The organism is Marisediminitalea lipolytica (assembly GCF_001758465.1).
Taxonomy (GTDB): Bacteria; Pseudomonadota; Gammaproteobacteria; order Enterobacterales; family Alteromonadaceae; genus Alteromonas; species Alteromonas lipolytica.
Window position 1 is genome coordinate 327,028 of record NZ_MJIC01000016.1, and the last position, 20,633, is coordinate 347,660.

At 48.4% G+C, this 20,633-nt stretch carries 20 protein-coding genes; 11 read left to right on the forward strand and 9 right to left on the reverse strand.

Annotated elements, in window-relative coordinates; translation table 11 throughout:
• The first annotated feature begins 110 nt into the window (after positions 1 to 110).
• The 4 genes from BFC17_RS19910 (at position 111) to BFC17_RS19925 (ending at position 4,237) form a co-directional block, all read left to right on the forward strand.
• On the forward strand, positions 111 to 1,427 hold the full coding sequence (locus BFC17_RS19910; RefSeq protein ID WP_070178264.1) for an OapA family protein: 1,317 nt from the start codon (positions 111 to 113) through the stop codon (positions 1,425 to 1,427).
• Between the two features lie 3 nt (positions 1,428 to 1,430).
• The gene (locus BFC17_RS19915; protein ID WP_070178265.1) at positions 1,431 to 2,558 is read left to right on the forward strand and encodes an anhydro-N-acetylmuramic acid kinase; all 1,128 of its coding nucleotides are present in this window, start codon (positions 1,431 to 1,433) and stop codon (positions 2,556 to 2,558) included.
• A gap of 27 nt (positions 2,559 to 2,585) precedes the next feature.
• On the forward strand, positions 2,586 to 3,050 hold the full coding sequence (locus tag BFC17_RS19920) for an Lrp/AsnC family transcriptional regulator (RefSeq protein ID WP_070178266.1): 465 nt from the start codon (positions 2,586 to 2,588) through the stop codon (positions 3,048 to 3,050).
• Positions 3,051 to 3,112: 62 nt separating this feature from the next.
• Positions 3,113 to 4,237, forward strand: coding sequence for an alkene reductase (locus BFC17_RS19925; RefSeq protein ID WP_070178267.1), 1,125 nt, complete (start codon positions 3,113 to 3,115; stop codon positions 4,235 to 4,237).
• 51 nt (positions 4,238 to 4,288) lie between these two features.
• Here the strand turns inward: BFC17_RS19925 and BFC17_RS19930 are convergent, their stop codons facing one another.
• Positions 4,289 to 6,070 carry a trans-sulfuration enzyme family protein gene (locus BFC17_RS19930; RefSeq protein WP_070178268.1) on the reverse strand — a complete coding sequence of 594 codons (1,782 nt, stop codon included), beginning with the start codon at positions 6,068 to 6,070 and terminating at the stop codon, positions 4,289 to 4,291.
• Between the two features lie 101 nt (positions 6,071 to 6,171).
• Between BFC17_RS19930 and BFC17_RS19935 the strand changes: the two genes are divergently transcribed.
• Positions 6,172 to 7,137 (forward strand): D-2-hydroxyacid dehydrogenase, encoded by a 966-nt coding sequence (locus BFC17_RS19935; RefSeq protein ID WP_070178269.1) that lies wholly within the window; start codon positions 6,172 to 6,174, stop codon positions 7,135 to 7,137.
• Here BFC17_RS19935 and BFC17_RS19940 read toward each other — a convergent pair.
• The 4 genes from BFC17_RS19940 to BFC17_RS19955 all read right to left on the reverse strand — a co-directional run bounded on the left by BFC17_RS19940 (position 7,134) and on the right by BFC17_RS19955 (position 10,483).
• Complete coding sequence (locus tag BFC17_RS19940; RefSeq protein ID WP_070178270.1) at positions 7,134 to 7,706, reverse strand: glutathione S-transferase family protein; 573 nt, start codon at positions 7,704 to 7,706, stop codon at positions 7,134 to 7,136. The genes BFC17_RS19935 and BFC17_RS19940 overlap by 4 nt on opposite strands.
• A 52-nt stretch (positions 7,707 to 7,758) precedes the next feature.
• Positions 7,759 to 8,103 carry an iron-sulfur cluster insertion protein ErpA gene (gene erpA / locus BFC17_RS19945; protein ID WP_070178271.1) on the reverse strand — a complete coding sequence of 115 codons (345 nt, stop codon included), beginning with the start codon at positions 8,101 to 8,103 and terminating at the stop codon, positions 7,759 to 7,761.
• A gap of 243 nt (positions 8,104 to 8,346) precedes the next feature.
• The gene (locus BFC17_RS19950; protein ID WP_139142150.1) at positions 8,347 to 9,249 is read right to left on the reverse strand and encodes a choice-of-anchor L family PEP-CTERM protein; all 903 of its coding nucleotides are present in this window, start codon (positions 9,247 to 9,249) and stop codon (positions 8,347 to 8,349) included.
• 523 nt (positions 9,250 to 9,772) lie between these two features.
• On the reverse strand, positions 9,773 to 10,483 hold the full coding sequence (locus BFC17_RS19955; RefSeq protein WP_070178273.1) for a DUF6776 family protein: 711 nt from the start codon (positions 10,481 to 10,483) through the stop codon (positions 9,773 to 9,775).
• Positions 10,484 to 10,629: 146 nt separating this feature from the next.
• Between BFC17_RS19955 and BFC17_RS19960 the strand changes: the two genes are divergently transcribed.
• The 3 genes from BFC17_RS19960 to BFC17_RS19970 all read left to right on the forward strand — a co-directional run bounded on the left by BFC17_RS19960 (position 10,630) and on the right by BFC17_RS19970 (position 13,004).
• Complete coding sequence (locus BFC17_RS19960; RefSeq protein WP_070178274.1) at positions 10,630 to 12,306, forward strand: chloride channel protein; 1,677 nt, start codon at positions 10,630 to 10,632, stop codon at positions 12,304 to 12,306.
• Between the two features lie 18 nt (positions 12,307 to 12,324).
• Complete coding sequence (locus tag BFC17_RS19965; RefSeq protein WP_070178275.1) at positions 12,325 to 12,753, forward strand: CopD family protein; 429 nt, start codon at positions 12,325 to 12,327, stop codon at positions 12,751 to 12,753.
• 62 nt (positions 12,754 to 12,815) lie between these two features.
• Positions 12,816 to 13,004, forward strand: coding sequence for a hypothetical protein (locus BFC17_RS19970; protein WP_070178276.1), 189 nt, complete (start codon positions 12,816 to 12,818; stop codon positions 13,002 to 13,004).
• 10 nt (positions 13,005 to 13,014) lie between these two features.
• Here the strand turns inward: BFC17_RS19970 and BFC17_RS19975 are convergent, their stop codons facing one another.
• Positions 13,015 to 13,638 carry a UPF0149 family protein gene (locus BFC17_RS19975; protein ID WP_070178277.1) on the reverse strand — a complete coding sequence of 208 codons (624 nt, stop codon included), beginning with the start codon at positions 13,636 to 13,638 and terminating at the stop codon, positions 13,015 to 13,017.
• A gap of 132 nt (positions 13,639 to 13,770) precedes the next feature.
• Between BFC17_RS19975 and BFC17_RS19980 the strand changes: the two genes are divergently transcribed.
• Entirely contained in the window at positions 13,771 to 14,955 is a 1,185-nt protein-coding gene (locus tag BFC17_RS19980) for an Nramp family divalent metal transporter (RefSeq protein ID WP_070178278.1), read from the forward strand.
• Positions 14,937 to 15,158 (forward strand): hypothetical protein, encoded by a 222-nt coding sequence (locus BFC17_RS22655; protein ID WP_175439605.1) that lies wholly within the window; start codon positions 14,937 to 14,939, stop codon positions 15,156 to 15,158. Before BFC17_RS19980 ends, BFC17_RS22655 begins: the two co-directional genes overlap by 19 nt.
• 63 nt (positions 15,159 to 15,221) lie before the next feature.
• Here the strand turns inward: BFC17_RS22655 and BFC17_RS19985 are convergent, their stop codons facing one another.
• The 3 genes from BFC17_RS19985 to typA form a co-directional block, all read right to left on the reverse strand.
• Positions 15,222 to 16,352 carry a MalY/PatB family protein gene (locus tag BFC17_RS19985; protein ID WP_070178279.1) on the reverse strand — a complete coding sequence of 377 codons (1,131 nt, stop codon included), beginning with the start codon at positions 16,350 to 16,352 and terminating at the stop codon, positions 15,222 to 15,224.
• 59 nt (positions 16,353 to 16,411) lie between these two features.
• Complete coding sequence (locus tag BFC17_RS19990) at positions 16,412 to 16,792, reverse strand: response regulator (RefSeq protein WP_070178362.1); 381 nt, start codon at positions 16,790 to 16,792, stop codon at positions 16,412 to 16,414.
• Between the two features lie 116 nt (positions 16,793 to 16,908).
• Entirely contained in the window at positions 16,909 to 18,738 is a 1,830-nt protein-coding gene (gene typA / locus BFC17_RS19995) for a translational GTPase TypA (protein WP_070178280.1), read from the reverse strand.
• Between the two features lie 410 nt (positions 18,739 to 19,148).
• Here typA and glnA point away from each other — a divergent pair, with 410 nt between their 5' ends.
• The gene (gene glnA / locus BFC17_RS20000) at positions 19,149 to 20,558 is read left to right on the forward strand and encodes a glutamate--ammonia ligase (RefSeq protein ID WP_070178281.1); all 1,410 of its coding nucleotides are present in this window, start codon (positions 19,149 to 19,151) and stop codon (positions 20,556 to 20,558) included.
• Positions 20,559 to 20,633 lie beyond the last annotated feature (75 nt).

Sequence of the window (20,633 nt, forward strand, 5' to 3'; positions counted from 1 at the left end):
GCTTTATCCACGCCGGATCGCGATAATTTGCCCATTTACTCGCATATTCGTCGTAATTTTATTCACCGCCACTAGCATATCGGCCCTGAAACCGCTATTCTCATGCTGTTATGAGAAAGATATTTACACCTCAGTTACTCACTGATTTATTTAAGCAAATGCCGCGGCCTCACCGCATTGGTCTGGCTGCTGCCAGCGCTTTTGTTGGTTTACTCATTTTGCTCCCTTCTGAGAAGGTCGAAGCATCGCGGCATACCGAATCACTTATCCTGGAAACCGGTAAACGTTACCCACTGTCGATTTCAGTCGCCGAATCCGAAGTTATCAGCGAACTGGATGACGAGCCGCAATGGCAAACCTTTAAGGTAAAAAGCGGCGACACTCTGGCCAAAATTTTTAAACGAGCAGGCCTGAGTCCCAAAGATACTTATGCAGTAAGCCATGCTGGCGAACAAGCAAAAACCCTGGTTACGCTGTTACCCGGCGATAAACTGGACCTGAACGTCATCAACAATCAGTTTGCCGGATTGCGCTACGCGCTATCGCCCACCGATACACTGTATATCGAACCCCAGGCAGACAGTAACGACCTGGTCTCCCGCATCGACACCAAGGCGGTAGAGGTCAGATACAACTTTGCCCAGGGCGAGATTACCTCAAGTTTCTGGAATGCAGGCGTTGCCGCAGGCCTGACCGACAATCAGATTATGCATCTGGCCAGTATCTTTGGCTGGGATATCGACTTCGCGATGGAAATTCGATCCGGCGATAGTTTTAATGTGGTGTTTGAAGAGCGCTATATCGACGGCGAATTTGTTGGCTATGGTGACATTGTCGCTGCCGAGTTTGTCAATCAGGGCGATATGTTTCAGGCAATTCAGCACGAAGACGGCAACTATTACACCCCGCAAGGTCGCAGCATGCGTAAGAGCTTCCTGCGTGCACCGATTAATTTTAAATATGTCAGCTCCAATTTTAGTAAAGCTCGCTTTCACCCGGTGCAGAAACGCTGGAAAGCTCACCGTGGTACTGACTACGTAGCGGCTGTGGGTACGCCAGTTATGGCCGCAGGCGATGGTAAGGTCATCGAAGCTGGCTACAACAAATTTAACGGTAATTACGTGTTTATTCAGCATGGCGAAAAGTACGTTACCAAGTATCTGCATTTTAAAAAGAAAGCTGTTAAGAAGGGTGAGACCGTAAAACAAGGGCAAACCGTTGGTTATCTTGGCAGTACAGGTATGGCCTCGGGTCCGCACCTGCACTATGAGTTTCTTGTTGACGGCGTCCACCGTAATCCGCGAACGGTAGATTTACCTAAGGCCCGCCCTATTGCAGCCAGTCAGCGCAGTGCATTTAACCAGATTGCACAACAGCGACTCGCTCAGCTAAATACCTCGCGGCGTATTATGTTGGCTATGAAATAGTTCATGGCCTACTTTATTGGTGTAATGTCAGGGACCAGCATGGATGGCGTGGATGCCATCCTTACTGATATTACTGATACCGCCATCGCGCCCATTGCGGCCGTCTCTGTTCCCTACCCGGAAGAACTCCTCGACCAGCTTCATCAACTATGCATTATCAGTCCTAACGAGATAAATCACCTCGGCCAGGCAGACCGGGCTGTGGCTAAAGTATTCGCTCAGGCGGTTAATAAGTTAATTGCTGAGCGGCAGTTATCACCGGCTGACATTCGTGCTGTTGGTTCCCACGGCCAAACCGTTCGCCACTATCCGGATGGTCCTCCAGGAACATCAGGCGAAAACGGTTTTACCCTGCAGATTGGCGATCCAGGCACTATTGCCGCCCTTACCGGCATCGATGTCGTTGCCGATTTTCGTCGTAAGGATATTGCTTTTGGTGGTCAGGGTGCACCGCTGGTCCCCGCCTTTCACGCGGCAAAGTTTGCCAAAGCCGGCCACAATCGGGTCATTGTCAATATTGGCGGTTTTGCTAACCTTACGGTGTTGCGAGGTCTGGATAGCAGCGCAATTAAAGGATTTGATACCGGCCCCGGCAATGTTCTGATGGACGCCTGGTGTCGCAAACACCGTAATACACTTTACGATGTAGATGGACACTGGGCAGCATCAGGCAAGGTTTATCAGCCGCTGCTCAATAGTATGCTGGCAGACGGCTATTTTGCTCAGACAGGCCCAAAGAGTACCGGCCGGGAACATTTTAATCTGACCTGGCTGCAGCAGCATTTGCAGGCATTGGATACTGACCTGGCACCACAAGACGTGCAGGCTACCTTACTGGCACTGACTGCCACGACTATTGCTAAAGCCATTGAACAACAGGACCGGATAGAGCAATGCTTCGTTTGTGGCGGTGGCGCTTTTAACAAAACGCTAATAGCTAAGCTAAAAGAACTGTTACCACAAATCTCTGTCGCGGCAACAGACAACCTCGATCTGCACCCTCAGTGGGTAGAAGGTGTTGCCTTTGCATGGCTGGCCTGGGCATATATGCACCGTGTACCAGGCAACGTACCCAGTGTAACTGGCGCATCCAGAGCCGTAGTTCTGGGTAACCTGACACTGGCTGACTAATAACAAAGGTTCCCGGAGATAGCTGCCATGCGCAAACTCGATGACACCGACATTGCCATTCTGGCCAGCCTGTTTAAGGATCCCTGTATTACCAACAAAGCCATTGCCAGTCAGGTTGATCTGGCACCATCGTCCTGCCTGGAACGAATCAAACGGCTGCAGAATGAAGGAATAATTTTAGGTGCCAGCAGTAAGCTGAATTACAACTTACTCGGTGGTCATATTCAGGCCATGGTGGCCGTTCGGCTCGCCTCTCACAACCGTGATACGGTTGCCCGTTTCCAGCAGGAACTGGTTAGCCAGAAAGAAGTATTAAGTGTCTTTCATATGGGCGGTGAGAATGACTTTCTGCTTCACGTATGCGTGCCCGACGCATTACATTTGCGGGATTTTATTTTTACCCAGGTTACCGGGCGCGACGAAGTGATCCACGTGGAAACAACCCTTATTTACGACCACGTGACCAGCACCTCTCTGCCCTTCTTCGGCTAATCTAAAAGCCGCGAATTCCCGTAATTATTGCAACAAGCGCAATTACAAGGAGATATAAATTCATGGCTTTAGCGCACTTACTCTCGCCAGTAACCTTTGCCGGTAACCCCCTTAAAAATCGCATGGTCCTTGCTCCCCTGACCCGCGGGCGTGCGGGGCCAGACCGGGTACCTAACAAAGTTATGGGCGACTATTATGTTCAACGGGCTTGCGGCGGTTTGCTGATTACCGAAGCCACCAGCATATCACCGGAAGGTAACGGCTGGGTTGATGCACCGGGCATCTATACCAGTGAAATGACAGCAGCATGGCGCAGTATCACCGAGCGGGTGCACAACGCTGGCAGCCGGATCGTTCTGCAAATGTGGCATACCGGACGGGCTTCACACAGTGATTTTCATCAGGGTAAATTACCCTTCTCGGCTTCTGCTATTGCCATTGGTGACGGCAGTAGCATTCATACTCCTGCGGGCAAAAAGCCTTTTGAAGTGCCGCAGGCAATGAGCGTTGAAGATATTAAGCGCACCGTTGAAGACTATCGCAAGGCTGCGCAAAACGCCAAAGAGGCGGGGTTTGATGGCATCGAGGTCCATGCCGCTAACGGTTACCTGATTAACCAGTTTCTGGATAGCCGCAGCAACCAGCGCGAAGATGACTACGGTGCCAGTCTGGAAAATCGCTATCGCTTTTTAGCCGAAGTTATGCAGGCGGTACTGGACGTGTGGCCAGCGGAAAAAGTTGGCGTGCGTCTCTCCCCTAACGGGATGTTTAATGATATGGGGGCTGATGATTACAAGGAAACTTACCTGTTTGTGGCAGACAAGCTTAACCAGCTCAACATTGGCTACCTGCACATTATGGATGGCCTCGCCTTTGGTTTTCATGAGCGCGGTGAGCCCATGACATTGCAAGAGTTCCGCCATGTATTTAATGGTCTGTTGATAGGCAATTGCGGCTACGACAAAGATACCGCGGAGCAGCGCATTGCCGGTGGCGAGGCTGATATGATCGCATTTGGCCGCCCGTGGATCAGCAACCCGGATCTGCCGGTAAGGTTTGCCAGGGATTACCCCCTTGCGCCCTGTGACGATATGAGTCACTGGTATGGTGGTGGCGCTCAGGGTTACAGCGACTACCCGTCCTATGAGGAAGCCAGCGGAATCGGTGAAGCCAGTAAGTTAGTGTGATTACTCCCCGAGGCAATATCAGGAGTGCTTATTAGCACTCCTTTTTTGTGGCTATTTAAGCTTATCAGCCAGACTCTGTTGCGATGCATGATGCTGGGCATAGACGTCCGCGGCGACCCGTTGATACATTTCATCCAGACGTTCGGCGGACATAAACTGCTCACTGAATCCCGGGTGTACGGGGTCAATTGCCTGGCGCAGGGCCAACACAAAATGAGCAATTAATGCTTTGACACAGTCACACCCCATGGCAATTCGCATTGTGGTTAAGCCAATACCGGCTTTGCGTTGTTCTTCACGGCTCATTTCAGAATGTGAGGTTAACGCCGGACACAGGATTAGCGTATTCGTCTGACCAATACTGATTTGGTGACCAAAAGCCGGTTCCAGTGAATCGAAAAAGCGACTGAATTGCACTCTGTCCAGTTCCGGCAAATTAAGCTCGGCGGTAAACAATGCCGTAGGCCAGCCATTTGTGTGCAATCGCTCGCGCAGGCCAGCATTGTCATGTTGACTGAGGGCGTGACTATTAACGTTAATAAGCGGATGCGAGTCGAGATAGTGAGTAAAAACCCGGGTATTTATTACCTTAGTCAGCATGCGCTGAGTGAGTGTTTTCATACCGGTCAGCACATCAAAGGCTTTTTCCGAATCCAAAAACGCGCCCTTTATATAATAGACATCCCAAAATAAGGTTTGCGACCAATCTACGCCATTACACTGGCTGCCCTTGGGTTGGAACATGCGATGATTTTCACCAATCACGACTCCGGCCGTAGTGGTACCGGTACCGCAAATGTCCTTGGTGTAACTATGCACCAGATAATCCGGCCGAGACATTTTATCCGGATGCTGCAGGGGCTGGTGTAATACAGGCGTCGCCAGCGTAGAATCCAGCATCACCAACAGGTTTTGAGCGTGGGCCAGTTGGCAGATCGCCGGCACATCCAGAATCAGTCCATGAGGGTTACAGGGTGATTCAATATAGACATGCAACTGACTGCCGGCAGCCAGCTTATCAGCGTATTTGCTTTGAACATCGCTCAGATGACGGGCAAAGTCATCCCCGGTATAACCGTCGAACCAGGCCAGGCTGACAGCCATGCGGTTTTGTCGCGCAAAATAGTCATGCAGGAGCTGATAAACACCACCATACACATTACGTGACACGATTAAGATATCGCCGTGATTCAGCACATTAGACAGCAGCGCATCAATCGCCGCCATACCGGAGTTAAAGTTCCAGGCCAGATAAGACGAGGCATGCTCACCGGCTTCCAAATCCACAATGGCGTTGGCCAGAGAAATATTGGTGGGGTTCATTAACCGGCTGTAAATCTGATGCGTTGACTCCTTGCCTTCAAAAGCATCAGCAATCCATTCTGTGCAGGCGTAGACATAAGTGGCCGTTTTTACCACCGCCGGAGTGGCTGAAAATAACGCTGGTACATTATCAAAAATTGGATAGTGCTGAGGGGCTGATTTATTCAGGCTCTGCCAGGTTTGGCGAAACGGATTTTGCAAGGTATCCAGTACCTTGGCAATTTGAAACGACAAAAACTTTTTAGCATTGAAATAGCTCAGCTTATCGGTTTGATCTAACCTTTCAAGGGTATCTCGTGTAACCTGCCAGAGTTGTTGGACACCTTGTTGTGCACCATAAAGGTGGCGAGCCGTTTCGGCCAGGGCTTCACCGTACTGGCTATCTGCACTAATGCCAAAGTGTTGTAGCTGCTCCTGTACCAGCTGTTCCACCGACGTTGCGTCGGTAGTATGACGACGCGGCGACAATGTTCGGCAATTATCAACAGCAAGAGATTGGTTTGATTTCATTACAACTCCTTATTCTTTTTTCTGAATATAATTCGGAAATAAAAATAAAATAAGGAATTTAATTCACATAAAAATCACATAAAGGAAACTTTTCTTTACTTATGACAACACAGTCTCCTGCCAGTTTAACCTGGAAACTTGGTATTTTAAGTCGGGACTACCAGCAGTACGCCGCACTGCTGACCCCTTTGCTACCAGACAACGTGACGCTGTGTAGCAGCACTAACGATCCATCACAGTTTGATACCCACGGGATACAACTGGCCTTAGGCGATCCGGATTTACTGGCACAGATTGTTGAGCAGTGTCACGAACTACGCTGGATCCAATCCACTTTTGCCGGTAATGCGCCGCTGCTGAGGGCCGCAAAACGGGATTACCAGCTCACCGGAGTAAAAGGCATATTCGACCAGCAAATGCGCGAATATGTATTCTCTTATTTGCTGTACTTTGCCCGCAACCTGGAAGCTTTTAATCTTGCCCGACATAAAACCACAAATAAGTGGCACCCACCCGCGTTTGACGAACTGGCAGGTAAAACACTGGGAATTGCCGGAGCAGGAGATATAGCTGCAGGTTTGGTAGATGTTGCCACCCTTTTTGGTATGCAAGTGATAGGTCTTAATCGCAGCGGCACGGCCACGGCAGACTATGCAAAAATATACCGACCAGAAGAAAAACTGACCTTCGCCAGCCAGTGTGACTACCTGTTGAGCCTGCTGCCGGATACCCTCGCCACCAGGCATTTTATTGATGACGCTTTATTGCAGGCCTTGCCGGCTCACTGCGTACTGATAAACGCGGGGCGGGGTATTACGATTGACGATGAGGCTTTAATTAATGCTTTGTCTACAAAGCAGATTAGCGCGGCGGTGCTGGATGTCTTTGTTGATGAACCCTTACCCGATGAACACCCCTACTGGGCACTGCCCAATGCCTATATTACCCAGCATACCGCTGCCATTTCCCGGGAGGCTGACGTGGCGGTAATTTTTAAAGGTAACCTGATACGTTTTTTAGAAGCACAACCGCTGATTTATGCCTTTGATTTTGACAAGGGCTACTAAACCCTAGGGTCAGTTATCGCAACATCAGCTTCCTGCTGATGTTGCTGCCAGAACGCCTGTAACTCAGGATAGGCAGCAAAATCAGCCAGCTCTCTGAATATCACCCAGTCAATCAGGCAGAACAAACAGATGGCCGGATATTCCCAGCGGGCGAAATCCCCGGCTTCGATGCCTTTATTCAGCGTTTGCAGTAGCGTATCAACCCGTTCGTTATTGAGTTTAAAAAACAGTTTATCCGGCTGATTGGCAATGTCGGAACGCTTTAGCATCATCAACTGCACAAAAGTATCATTTGCTGCATCGATAAGCGTTAAGCTATTTTCCTGCGCCCAGGTTAATGGCGCCATAGCAAGTTTTTCGTTTAAGAACCGAAAAATTACCCTTGAGTCATAAATCAGTAAATCGCCGTCTTCCAGCATTGGCACTTTAAGGGCAGGATTTTTGACTCTTAGTAACTCACGTCCTGGACCGGCAAAAATATCCATGTTGATAAATTCATAATCCTTACCCGCTAATAACAGTCGGATCCTGCGAACATAAGGTGATGTGGTTGAGCCATATAACTTCATAAAGTAATCCCTTGCAAAAATAAAAAAGCAGTCCGCAGACTGCTTTTGGCTATTAAACGCTGAAACTTGCTCCACACCCGCAGGTCGTGGTTGCGTTGGGGTTATTTACCAGAAAGCGGGAACCTTCCAGGCCATCCACGTAGTCTACCGTGCCGCCCACCAGATATTGTAAACTCATCGGGTCGACCACCAGGGTCACTTCGTTTTTCTCAATGGCCATATCGCCTTCGTTAACCTTTTCATCGAAGGTAAAGCCATACTGAAACCCGGAACAGCCACCGCCAGTCACATAAACCCTCAGTTTCAGATTCGGATTTTCTTCTTCCTGTACCAATTCACGCACCTTACTTGCTGCTGCGTCAGAAAAATCAATTGGTAACGCCATCTCTACCGACATACTCACCTCAATTCTATACCAAGCCTGCCCGGCTCTTTGATAGGTTATTATCTAATACCTGAGTAAATACATCAACTATTAGGCAACGTCATAAATATCGCTGTGTACCAAGACAGTCAGTCATATATGGCGACTAATAGCGTGAAGGACAATAAGCAACTAAAGGAAAAAAAGAAGTGCCAGCTAAAGCCAGCAGGGAAAGCAGGTGGCCAACAGGCCACCCGAAGTCGGTATAGCAAGTAGTTAGCGTATCTTACGTCTGAACAACATCATGCCCAGGCCGCCGGCCAGTAACAACAATGGATAAGGCTCACTGACATCAGTGACAACACCACCACCACCCTCTGTTGTGGTACCTGTCAGGTTACTTAAAAAGACACCACTATCAAAAACGGAGTCGAACGTATCGGCAATCGCAATTTTTAGCGTATGTGTCGACAGGTTTTCGTCGATCAAACCAATAAGGCTCAATTTATTACTAAAGCCATCGTATTCAATATCAAAAGCGCCCCCGGTGTTGGACTGAAAATTACTGGCATTGTCACCCAGCACGAAAGATACTAAGGACGAATCCGGGAAAAAGGCATAGTTAGTACCATCAACAAACACACCGAACACATCCGTTACTGCCTGATCAGGGAATTCATCACTACCAAAAATAAAATCCAGTGAAATAGCGTTTAGCCCGGCATCCAGGGTGAAGTCAAACTCGAAAAAGTTAACGTCATTGGTTACCGAACTTGGCGCAGAGGCAGCGGTCAATATTGCTGCCAGATCGCTGTCTGAACCGGTTGCCGGAATGAAAGGATTGAATTGCGAATTAGTATTCGTAGAGGGGATATTTGCCGTACCAGTTGTTAAAACTACGCCACCGCCCATGGATACGGTGGTGGTTCCGTCGGTGATATTTACACCAGCAAAAATACCAGACTGAGCAGTATTGGCAGTAACACCATCTCCCACAGCGCCAACAAAGGTTGGCGTACCAGTAATAGTAATACCACTACCGGGCGCAAATAACGCACCACTGATATCCGCAACGGCATCATCGCCAGCTTCAATTAAATCTAATCCAACAATGCCAGCCTGCGCCTGCAGCGAAGTAGCCAGAAGTACTGACAAACCAATAAGTTTCTTTTTCATCATGAAATCCTTGTAAATGTGTTATTCCCTTACTAAACGTCATTGGTACCGCTACATCATGAACAGTAGGTAACGTCACATTGCATAAGTAAGGCCAACTTGGAAAACCTAACAAAATCAATAAGCTCATTTTTTGAACAAAAAAAATAGAATCAGACTTGTATAAAATTCCGACAACGCGACAGAGCAGAACTGTAATTAAGTTACAAAAATGGTGACAAATAAACGAGAAACCGTAGAAAAAGATGAAGAGCAAAATACAACAACGCTCATAAATCGATATAAGCAAGGACTTGCATGGGCATAGCAACAGCCTGCACTAATTGTAGCCCCCTCCGAATCATTACGAAACAGGAATGCCGCATTGTACTAAAAAGCGGATTCTTACTGGCAATATTCTACTTGCAAAAGCCGTGTGTTGCAGAGAAATGAAATATCAATGGCAGGAGAGAGAGGTTATACTACAAATCGACACTAACCCGCTCAATAAGCTGCAAAAAGGCTTAACCTGTGGCGAGTCAACAGCTCATTCTGGCTCGGCTAACAGTTCGTGCCAGTTGTAGCTGCGCTGATAGTCACCCCGGCGTCGCTTGTATTGATAAACCGTAGTTGAAAACTCAATGGACTCAGGCGTAAACCCGGCGGGAAGCTGCAAATATAAAGTGACTGGCTGGAAATATTTAAACCCGTACTCCACCACACCTTCAGGCAAAATAGCATCCTCCAGTGAGCTTAAAATGGTGTGCTTTCCTTTAAGGATCCCGGTTACCGAGATGGTCAGCTCACCTCTGATAATGGCAGACACAGCGCGTTGCTGCAGCAACACCATGGTGGCCTTAAAATAACCGGGGGTGGCGGTAGGAAAAACTTCCAGACCATCAATAAAAAAGCCATCCTGCGTCGTTTCAGGGGCGACCACATGCTGATAAAACGCTTTGTCTTTTTGCAGTTTAAAAATGGCCTCTTCCAACGCCAACACTTCTTGCCTGAGGTTGTCGTTGTGCATTTGCGCCATGTCGAGTTTGACGGACAGCTGATTACTCAGGGTCTGAAGTTGTTCGTTTTCGGCCTGCAAGCCCGCCACCGAGTGCTGTAATTGCTCTGTTTGTTGCTGCATCCTGGCGCGTTCGATGTTAGCCAGTACAACCCCAAACACCAGCATAGCCAGCAGGCTTGCGCCAAGCAGCAGGATAGTCCGGGTCTGACCCAGGCGCTGAGGTATCTCAGATAAATGCATAACCGTCACAGACAAACTAAAAACAGAACTGTGCCCGTTTTAGGCCAATTATTCAATCTTCGTGATGACATATCGATGCAATACTGTGCAAACTAACCACTTGTTTGTGTTACCATTTGACTACTTTCATCCGGCGTCCCAAATTTATGCAATTGCGCGCTCTTCGACAAGAACTGGCCCATCCCCGCACCTCTGTGCAGGTGTGTTTGCTTGGTATTATTGCCGGGGTAACGTCTGCGCTGTTAATAGTGCTGTTTCGCCTGGGCATAGATTGGGTGCAGCAAGGCGGTATAAGCCTGCTTAGCGCCTTAGGCTTATCTGCCCAGTGGATATGGCTGGTGATGCCGGTTTGTGCAGTTATTCTGATTTTACTGATTGCTTATACTACCGGCTTTAAACATTACCGTCTGGGCATTCCCTTTGTCATTCATCGGGTAAAACAGCACTACGGGCATATTCCATGGCGAACAACCGTTAATCAGTTTTTCGGTGGGATGCTGGCGCTGGCTGGCGGGTTTGTGGTTGGCCGTGAAGGCCCCTCCGTGCATTTAGGCGCAGCAGGCAGCAGCCTCTTTGGTCAGGCGCTTAAATTACCCCATAACAGCATTCGTACCCTGGCGGGCTGCGGCATTGCTGCCGGCATTTCTGCGTCTTTCAACACCCCTTTTGCCGCCGTGATATTTGTTATGGAAGTGGTATTAAGGGAATATAAAATCCACGTATTTGTTCCGGTAATGCTGGCTGCGGCCTGCGGCTCGGTGATTACCCGCATCGTTTTTGGCGAAGGCAATGAGCTGGCTTATTTTTCATTTTCCTCTTTTAGCCAGTGGCTGTATCTGTATCTCATTTTGTTCGGTTGTTTGTTGGGGGTGCTGGCTACCTTTTTTAATCAGTTGCTGATGTCTGTCATGAAACTCTTTAGCAAGGTGTCCATGGTATGGCGATTATTGCTGGCCGGCATTCTTACCGCCACCGGCGGCGCCCTGCTCCCCGAAGCACTGGGGGCAAACTTTGAAGACGTTAACGCGCTGTTTTCCGCCCATCCGACAGCATTAATTTTGCTGGAAATTCTGCTAATGAAATTTTTACTGGCCACCTTTGCCATTGGTCTGGGAATACCCGGTGGTATTATTGGCCCGGTGATGGTTCTGGGCATGCTATCAGGCGCAGTGTTATTGCTACCTGTTTCGCATTGGTTACCCGTTGACGATTTCACATCCAGCTTTGCTCTGCTGGGCATTGCGGGCATGCTGACGGCAGTATTACACGCCCCGCTGGCAGCACTTTCGGCAGTGATGGAGCTGTCTTACCGGCCGGAAATTATTTTACCGGCCATTTTGGTGATCGTACCGGCCTACGTTACCGCTACACAGTTTCTCGGCAACCGCTCTATTTTTATTCAGCAGCTGGATTTTCAAAAGCTTCCTTATGCCATCACCTCCATTCGTGAAGCACTGGAGAAAACCGGGGTACTGGCTGCCATGGAAACGGACTTTAAATTATTTTACGATGCGCCCGAATCAGCGCTGGAAAAAGTCTTGTCAGAAAACCCCACGCTAACGGTTATTCAGCAAAATAAGTTTGAACTGGATATTAAGTATTCCTGGGTTCACTATGACGTTAGTCTGGATCGCCATGCGCATCCCATCAGTTATCAGAGCATGCAGGGGTTATCCGCTCAGGCTACCCTTGCAGAAGTCTACGAACTATTAAAGAGCACCCGTTCTGGTGCCGTTTACATATATGCTGAAGACGCTACAGAGGTAATAGGTGTGATCACCTGGAACCGCCTGCAAAGCTTTTTACAACGCGCACAATTTTAAACGAGAGACATTACCAATATGACAATACTGTGGTTAAAAGCCCTGCACATTTTTTTTATGGTAGCCTGGTTTGCCGGTATTTTTTATCTGCCGCGATTGTTTGTTTATCATGCAGAAACCAATCAGCAGGTGGTGCGCGACCAATTTAAGGTGATGGAGCGGCGCTTATGGCTGTTTGTTACTCCCTTTGCGCTTTTAACCTTGGTATTTGGTCTGGCCCTCATCTACACTTATGGCTATGCATGGTTTGCCGCATCAACCTGGTTACACATTAAACTTGCTTTGGTGGCATTAATTTATGTGTATCATTTTTATCTTTGGTCATTGGTTAAACAATTTGCTGCCGATAAAATCACGCATTCGTCGCGTTATTTCCGTATCTTAAATGAAGCACCTGTACTGATATTACTCGCCGTGGTACTACTGGCGGTAGTTAAATTTATCTAGAGCAAGTAACGCTCTCAATACAAACCCCACCGGAATTGGGTATTGTTAAGGATCAGGCAAATATGGATGTGAACAACCAGCTGTTGAAAGAGTTATTGCATAAAACGGATACTGCTTTTCAGGCGCTTATGGATGAGCCGGGCTCCAGTGAGCTGCAATCCGCTTACGATGAGGCCAAGCTGGAACTCGACCGCTATGTGGTAAAATTTCGCGAGCAATTACAGTACCGGCACGGCCATAAAAGCCGCTAACAGCGCACACTCAATGATTTTTAGGCACCACCTCGAACTGATTGGGTAACACCTGCATCAGCTCACCGCTTATATCCACATACTCTTTTAGCATACCCGGCAAGCTGTCAGCCAGACGGGGCAATCCACGCTCCAGTTCAGCTCGCCTATCCATTGGGGTTTGTTGTAGCCGGGATTGTGGGTCGGCCAGCGTACTGAATAATTTAAGACAACGGGTCAGACGGGCAGACAATGATTCCAGATCCAGACTCTGGCTACTTTCATTCCACGCCTGCAACCATTGTTCCTCCAGTTGCTGATGACCCGTCAGTAAGCCCTTTAGCCATTGCTGCAAATTCTCTCGCTGGCTGGTATCACTATGCCAGCGGCAATCTTCCGGTAAACAAGACTCCCCCCGCCGCATTTTATCCAGGGTGTCCCGCAGTTGCGCCATTAAAAAATCAGCCAGTTCATCAGCCTGCTGCCGGTCGATAAAAGCGTCGCTGTTGCTGCAAATCACCCATGGCATCCATTGTTCAGGCATGGGGATTTCAGGGCAAGCGGCCACAGCAAAAATAGTCCCTTGCAAATACGTCTGCTGCGGCAGAAATTTGGCAAAAGCCTGTTGTTGGTCGTTTTTCGACTTACTCACCATAACATTCCTCTGCGTGATGAATGGCTGTTAATGACCATCCTCTCATGGTGTAATGCGGTTGTATTTGCCGCTTTGGCTAACTTTTAGCCGGGGCGCGTCACGCCATCTGTTCAATCATTAAATGAGTGTAACATGTCATCACGTCGAACCAAGTCAGGCTTTATTATCGCAGCTGCTTTTATTGGCCCGGGAACGGTAACCACGGCCAGTCTGGCCGGTGCCGGGTTTGGTTTTCATTTAGTCTGGGCGTTACTGTTTTCTGTGCTTGCGACGGTTATTTTACAGGACATGGCGGTTCGTCTGGGATTTGCAACCCGGGCTGGAATGAGTCATGCCCTAAGCAATCAAATTAAAAACCCTCTGCTCAGACGGGGCATTTTACTCCTTGTGGTCTGCGCAATTGGCGTAGGCAACGCCGCTTACGAGTCGGGAAACCTGACCGGTGCCGCCATTGGGCTCAATAATATCGCCGGTCTGGGCATTCCCATCTGGAGCTGTCTGCTCGGCGCTTTGGCAATTGTACTGCTCTGGCTGGGTCAGTACCGGCTTATCGAGAATGTACTGGTTTCATTAGTCGCGGTGATGGCCCTGGTATTTGTTCTTACTTTTGCCGTCAGTCAACCAGACTGGCAGCAAATGGCAGAGCAGTTGTTTACCCCCCATTTGTCCGCCGATAGCCTGACTACCATACTGGCGCTGATAGGCACCACAATTGTCCCTTATAACCTGTTTTTACACGCTAGCTTAGTCGCACAAAGTGAGCAGGAAAGCCCCCATGAAGCGAGTCATTACCGCCGTCAATCAGCGCTGGCAATCAGTACCGGAGGGCTGATCACGTTGTTTATTGTCGCCACGGCAATGCAGGCCTTTTATGGCCAGTCAGAGTCACTGCACGCTGGTAACCTTGCCCGACAACTCGCCCCATTGCTGGGCGACTACGCCCAGTGGTTCTTTGCCGTTGGCATGTTTGCAGCCGGTTTAACCAGCGCAATAACCGCTCCCTTAGCGGCAGCCTATGCTCTGACCGGCGCGCTGAACAAACCGGCAGATTTACGTAGCCCTTGGTTCAGAGGGATCTGGCTTTGTATCATTCTGGTAGGTATCGGATTTTCACTTACCGGCACCAGGCCTCTGGTTGCCATTCTGTTTGCCCAGGCGGCCAATGGTTTACTGCTGCCGGTTATTGGCCTGCTGTTACTGTATATGATGAATTTTCATCCCGCGCTGGGCCGCTTAAAGAATAACTGGCTCGCTAATCTTGGCGGTGTAAGTGTGATCCTGTTGATTGTCTGGCTTAGTTGGCAGAAATTTGCATAAAGAGACAATCACGCGATGTATACAGCACGGTTAATGCGCGCATAGCCTTATCGGGAGATGCATGGACTGTTGCAATCTGGGGCAAGAACATTACCGACGAACAATACTTACAGGAAGTAATCCCCGCGCCTGAATTTGGCGATTCTTTTATTCACCCTTCAGCACTACGTGCCTACGGCGTGGATGTCAGTGTCGACTTTTAATCAGGCTGGTGTAAAACGAATCACCCCGGACAAGCCGGGGTGATTTCAGATTTACTTCAGGGCTTATGCGCTGAGTCTGTCGAGGATCTCGGTCAGCATTGCCCGGCTACAGCCGAAGTTGATTCGAAAATAATCAGGCTCGCCAAAATCACGCCCCGGCGATGGGCCAACGCCCTTGCTTTCACACCATTTAAGCACATCTTCTACGCCCAAACCTGATGCATCAATCCACGCCAGGAAAGTCGCGTCGGCAGAGACAACTTTTAGTCCGTCAATGGCGTTAATGCGCTCTACCAGATAATCACGGTTGCCACGCAGATAAGCAATTTGCTCGGTCAGCCAGTCATCACATTCAGTAAATGCAGCGGCGGTGGCCACCAGTCCCATCACGTTTGCCCAGGGCACGATACCGGCTGCTCCCTGAGTAAACTGGCGGCGTAAAGTAGCGTTGGGAATAATCGCAAAAGATGTGCCCAAACCTGCTATGTTAAAGGTTTTACTGGCAGCCATCAGGGTTATGCTGCGCTCGGTGAGAGCGTTAACGCGACCGGCCGGAATATGACTTACGCCTTCTTCAAGGATCAAATCGCAATGAATTTCATCGGAGCACAGCAACACATCGTTACGCTCACAGATTTGCGCAATTCGACTAATCTCTGACTCGGTCATTACTGAGCCTACCGGATTCATCGGATTACACAGGATCATTAACTTACATTTGGGATCGGCCGCCTGTTTTTCGAGTTCTTCCAGATCAATGGTCCAGCGGTCTGCCTCAAGCTTAGTTGGAATAGGAACACGCTCGGTACCGTTTAACCCGGGGGCAGCAAGTAGCGGCGGATAATTTGGTGTTTGAATAAGTACTTTATCACCGGCTTCACAATAAGCTTTAATCGCTACGTTAAACGCCGGCACTACACCCGGAGTCCAGACAATCCAGTCGGCCTCAATTGCCCAGTCATGCTTGTCTTTAAGCCAACGCACAACGGCATCGTTGGCCGGCTTATGTTGAGCCGGCAATGAATAACCAAAGTTGCCATATTCCGTTTGCTTTTGCATGGCATGCAGAATCGGCTCTGCACAACGAAATTCGGTATCGGCTACCCAACAAGGTAGCACATCCTGACCTGCATATTTTTGCCATTTGAACGTCCAGAAGTCACGACGATCAGGGGTATTTTCAAATTGACTCAAAGTAACGACCTTTTTATCCGGTATTGGCGGTGCACAGCCAGCAGCCTTAGCACACCCAATTAATGTGAAGAGATGGTTTGCTTAACCAGATTGACCAGTTTTTTACGAATAATGGGTTTTACCAGATACGCTACCGCGCCCAATTGTTTGGCCAGTAACTTGGTTTGCCGGGATTCGTAAGCAGTCATAAACAAAAACGGAAACATCAGACCCGCAGCCCTGACATCACGTAATAAAGCTAAGCCATCAAAACCGGGCATAACCATATCACTAATTACCATGTCGAGTGAATCGGATGTTTGCTTTAACAGAAACTCGCGCGCCAGAGTACTGTTGGAAAAGCTAACGACATTGACATCCAAATCTGATTTCAAAATGGTCACTATCAGTTCAAGGGTAATCTCGTCGTCGTCAATTACTGCGATATTAATAGATGGCATGATCCGGTTAGCAATAAAATGAATGGTTGAGTATTCAGTGTAAACGAAAAAGGCCGGTTGTTCAGACAACCGGCCTTTTAAGATAAACCATTCAACGATTCATGGTGCCCGAAGGCTTATTTAGGTGCCCGTGAAGCTCGCTTACGATCGTTTTCGGTCAGCAGTTTCTTACGAATACGAATGCTTTCTGGCGTTACTTCTACCAGTTCGTCTTCGTCGATAAACTCAAGTGCTTGTTCCAGCGACATTTTAACCGGTGGAACCAGGGTCTGCGCTTCGTCAGTACCTGATGCACGCACGTTAGTTAACTGCTTACCTTTAAGCGCGTTAACAGTCAGGTCGTTGTCACGACTGTGAATACCGATGATCATACCTTCGTACACTTCAACACCGTGACCGATAAACAAGCGACCACGTTCCTGCAGGTTGAACAGCGCGTTAGTCAATGCTTTACCAGCGGCGTTAGCAATCAGTACACCATTCTTACGCTTACCAATCACGCCACCTTTGTGCGGACCGTAGTGATCGAATGAATGGTAGAGCAAACCAGAACCTGAGGTCATGGTCATGAACTCAGTTTGGAAACCAATTAAGCCACGGCTTGGGATCATAAAGTCCATACGAATACGGCCTTTGCCATCCGGTGACATGTCGGTCATTTCTGCCTTACGCAGACCAAGCTGTTCCATGATAGAGCCCTGATGCTGCTCTTCACAGTCGATGGTCAGGGTTTCAAACGGTTCCATGGTCTGGCCGTCTTCTTCTTTGATGATTACTTCCGGACGTGATACCGCCAGCTCGTAACCTTCACGACGCATATTTTCGATCAGGATACCTAAGTGCAGTTCACCACGGCCTGATACGCGGAATTTATCCGGGTCGCTGGTCTCTTCAACGCGCAGGGCAACGTTGTGTACCAGTTCGTCCTGCAGACGTTCCAGGATGTTACGTGAAGTAACGTACTTACCTTCTTTACCAGCAAACGGTGAAGTGTTTACCTGGAAGGTCATGGTTACGGTAGGTTCGTCTACGGTTAATGGCGGTAACGCTTCAACGTTGTTCTGGTCACAAATGGTGTCAGAGATTTTCAGCTCACCCAAACCACTGATAGCAATAATGTCACCCGCAGTAGCGTATTCAACTTCGTGACGTTGTAAGCCAAGGTAGCCATATACCAGACCCACTTTACCGTTACGTTTGTTGCCTTCCGCATCTACGATAGTGACCTGCTGGTTAACTTTAACGCTACCACGCTTAATACGGCCAACACCGATAACGCCTACGTAAGAGTTGTAATCCAGCTGAGAAATTTGCATCTGGAATGCACCGTCGATATCGGCATCTGGTGGTGAAACCTGGTCAACGATAGTCTGGAACAGCGCTGTCATGTCTTCGGCTTTTTCGTCAGCATCTACTGACGCCCAGCCATTCAGTGCAGAAGCGTAAACCACCTGGAAATCCAGCTGTTCATCAGTCGCACCCAGGTTATCAAACAGATCGAAAACCTGATCCATTACCCAGTCAGGACGCGCGCCAGGCTTGTCGATTTTGTTGATAACAACGATTGGCTTTAAGCCCTGGGCAAACGCTTTTTGCGTTACAAAGCGGGTTTGTGGCATTGGACCTTCCTGCGCATCAACCAGCAGCAGTACCGAGTCAGCCATCGACATTACACGTTCTACTTCTCCGCCGAAGTCGGCGTGTCCGGGAGTGTCTACGATATTGATGCGGTAGTCATTCCAGTTAATGGCAGTGTTTTTTGCCAGAATGGTAATACCACGCTCTTTCTCGATGTCGTTTGAGTCCATCACACGTTCTTGCGCTTCGCCTCGGGTCTCAAGAGTACCGGATTGTTGCAGCAGCTTATCAACCAGGGTCGTTTTTCCGTGGTCAACGTGCGCGATGATGGCTATGTTTCTTAGCTTATTGATGTCAGTTACGTTCATTAAAGTTCAACCCGCAAAGCACCCTGACTTTGTTATCCGGAAGGGATAAATCAGAATGGCCCTGCAATTTTCTCATATAGATAAAAGGAAATGAGCGCGGATTGTACAGAAAATCTTATTGCATTGCGCCTGTTTTTTTATGTTTAAAGAAAAATTAATCTGTTGATAAAGCGTTCGCGCAGTGAAAGAATGCTGAAAGGAAATAAAGCGGTATGCCTTTTTCCACTGCACCAAAACAAAACAACAAAATCACCATATTGGTGCATAATTTGGTTTACAAAATGACGACAACCCGTAATTACGCGTTATTCGGCCTTTACAAGTAGCTGGCATGAATATCGCTTAGGATTTTTCCACCTGATCGTTCGGCTCCCCGAACATCAACTTTACGAAACAACCTGGAGGACACGATGTCAATTGAGAAGGCATTAGAATTAATTAAATCAAGCGAAGCTAAGTTTATTGACCTTCGCTTTACTGACACCAAGGGTAAAGAACAGCACGTATCTATCCCTGCTTCTTGTGTAGACGAAGACTTCTTTGAAGAAGGTAAAATGTTTGACGGTTCGTCGATCGCTGGTTGGAAAGGCATCAACGAATCTGACATGATCCTAATGCCAGATCCTGAAAGCGCACTGGTTGACCCATTCGCAGAAGAAACTCAGGTTAACATCCGTTGTGACATCGTTGAACCTTCAACAATGGAAGGCTACGACCGTGACCCACGCTCTATCGCCCGTCGCGCTGAAGAGTATCTGAAGTCAACTGGTATCGGTGACACAGTATTGTTTGGCCCGGAGCCAGAATTCTTCCTGTTTGACGACATTAAGTTCCACACTGATATGTCTGGTTCAATGTACAAAATTGACTCATCTGAAGCTGCCTGGAACTCTGGTTCTGAATTTGCAGATGGCAACATGGGTCACCGTCCTGGCGTTAAAGGCGGTTACTTTCCGGTTCCTCCAGTAGATTCTGCTCACGACCTGCGTGCTGCTATGTGTCTGGTAATGGAAGAAATGGGTCTGGTTGTTGAAGCGCACCACCACGAAGTCGCAACTGCTGGTCAGAACGAAATTGCTTGTCAGTTTAACACTATGGTGAAGAAAGCTGACGAAGTTCAAATCTACAAGTATGTTGTTCACAACGTAGCTCACGCATACGGCCAAACTGCGACCTTTATGCCTAAGCCTCTGGTTGGTGATAACGGTTCTGGTATGCACTGTCACCAATCTATCGGTAAAGAAGGTAAAAACATCTTCGCTGGTGACAAGTACGCTGGTCTGTCTGAAGAAGCTCTGTACTACATCGGTGGTATCATTAAGCACGCTCGTGCTATCAATGCATTCACTAACGCTTCTACTAACTCATACAAGCGTCTGGTCCCAGGCTTCGAAGCACCAGTAATGCTGGCTTACTCTGCCCGTAACCGGTCTGCATCTATCCGTATTCCTTACGTAACCAGCGATAAAGCGCGCCGTATCGAAGTACGTTTCCCTGACCCAACTGGTAACCCATACCTGGCATTCACTGCCATGTTAATGGCTGGCCTTGACGGGATTAAGAACAAGATCCACCCTGGCGATTCTGCGGATAAAGATCTGTATGACCTGCCTCCAGAAGAAGCAGCAGAAATCCCAACTGTTGCAAGCTCACTGGAGCAAGCTCTGGAAGCCCTGGATAGCGATCGTGAGTTCTTAACTGCTGGTGGCGTAATGTCTGATGACATGATCGATGCTTACATCGACCTGAAAATGGAAGAAGTCACTAAACTTAACATGACAACTCACCCAGTTGAGTTCGACATGTACTACAGTGTATAAAACATTGTATTAAGTGAGATACCTAAAGCCCGCTAGCGCGGGCTTTTTTTTTGCCCGGAATTCACTACAATCAAA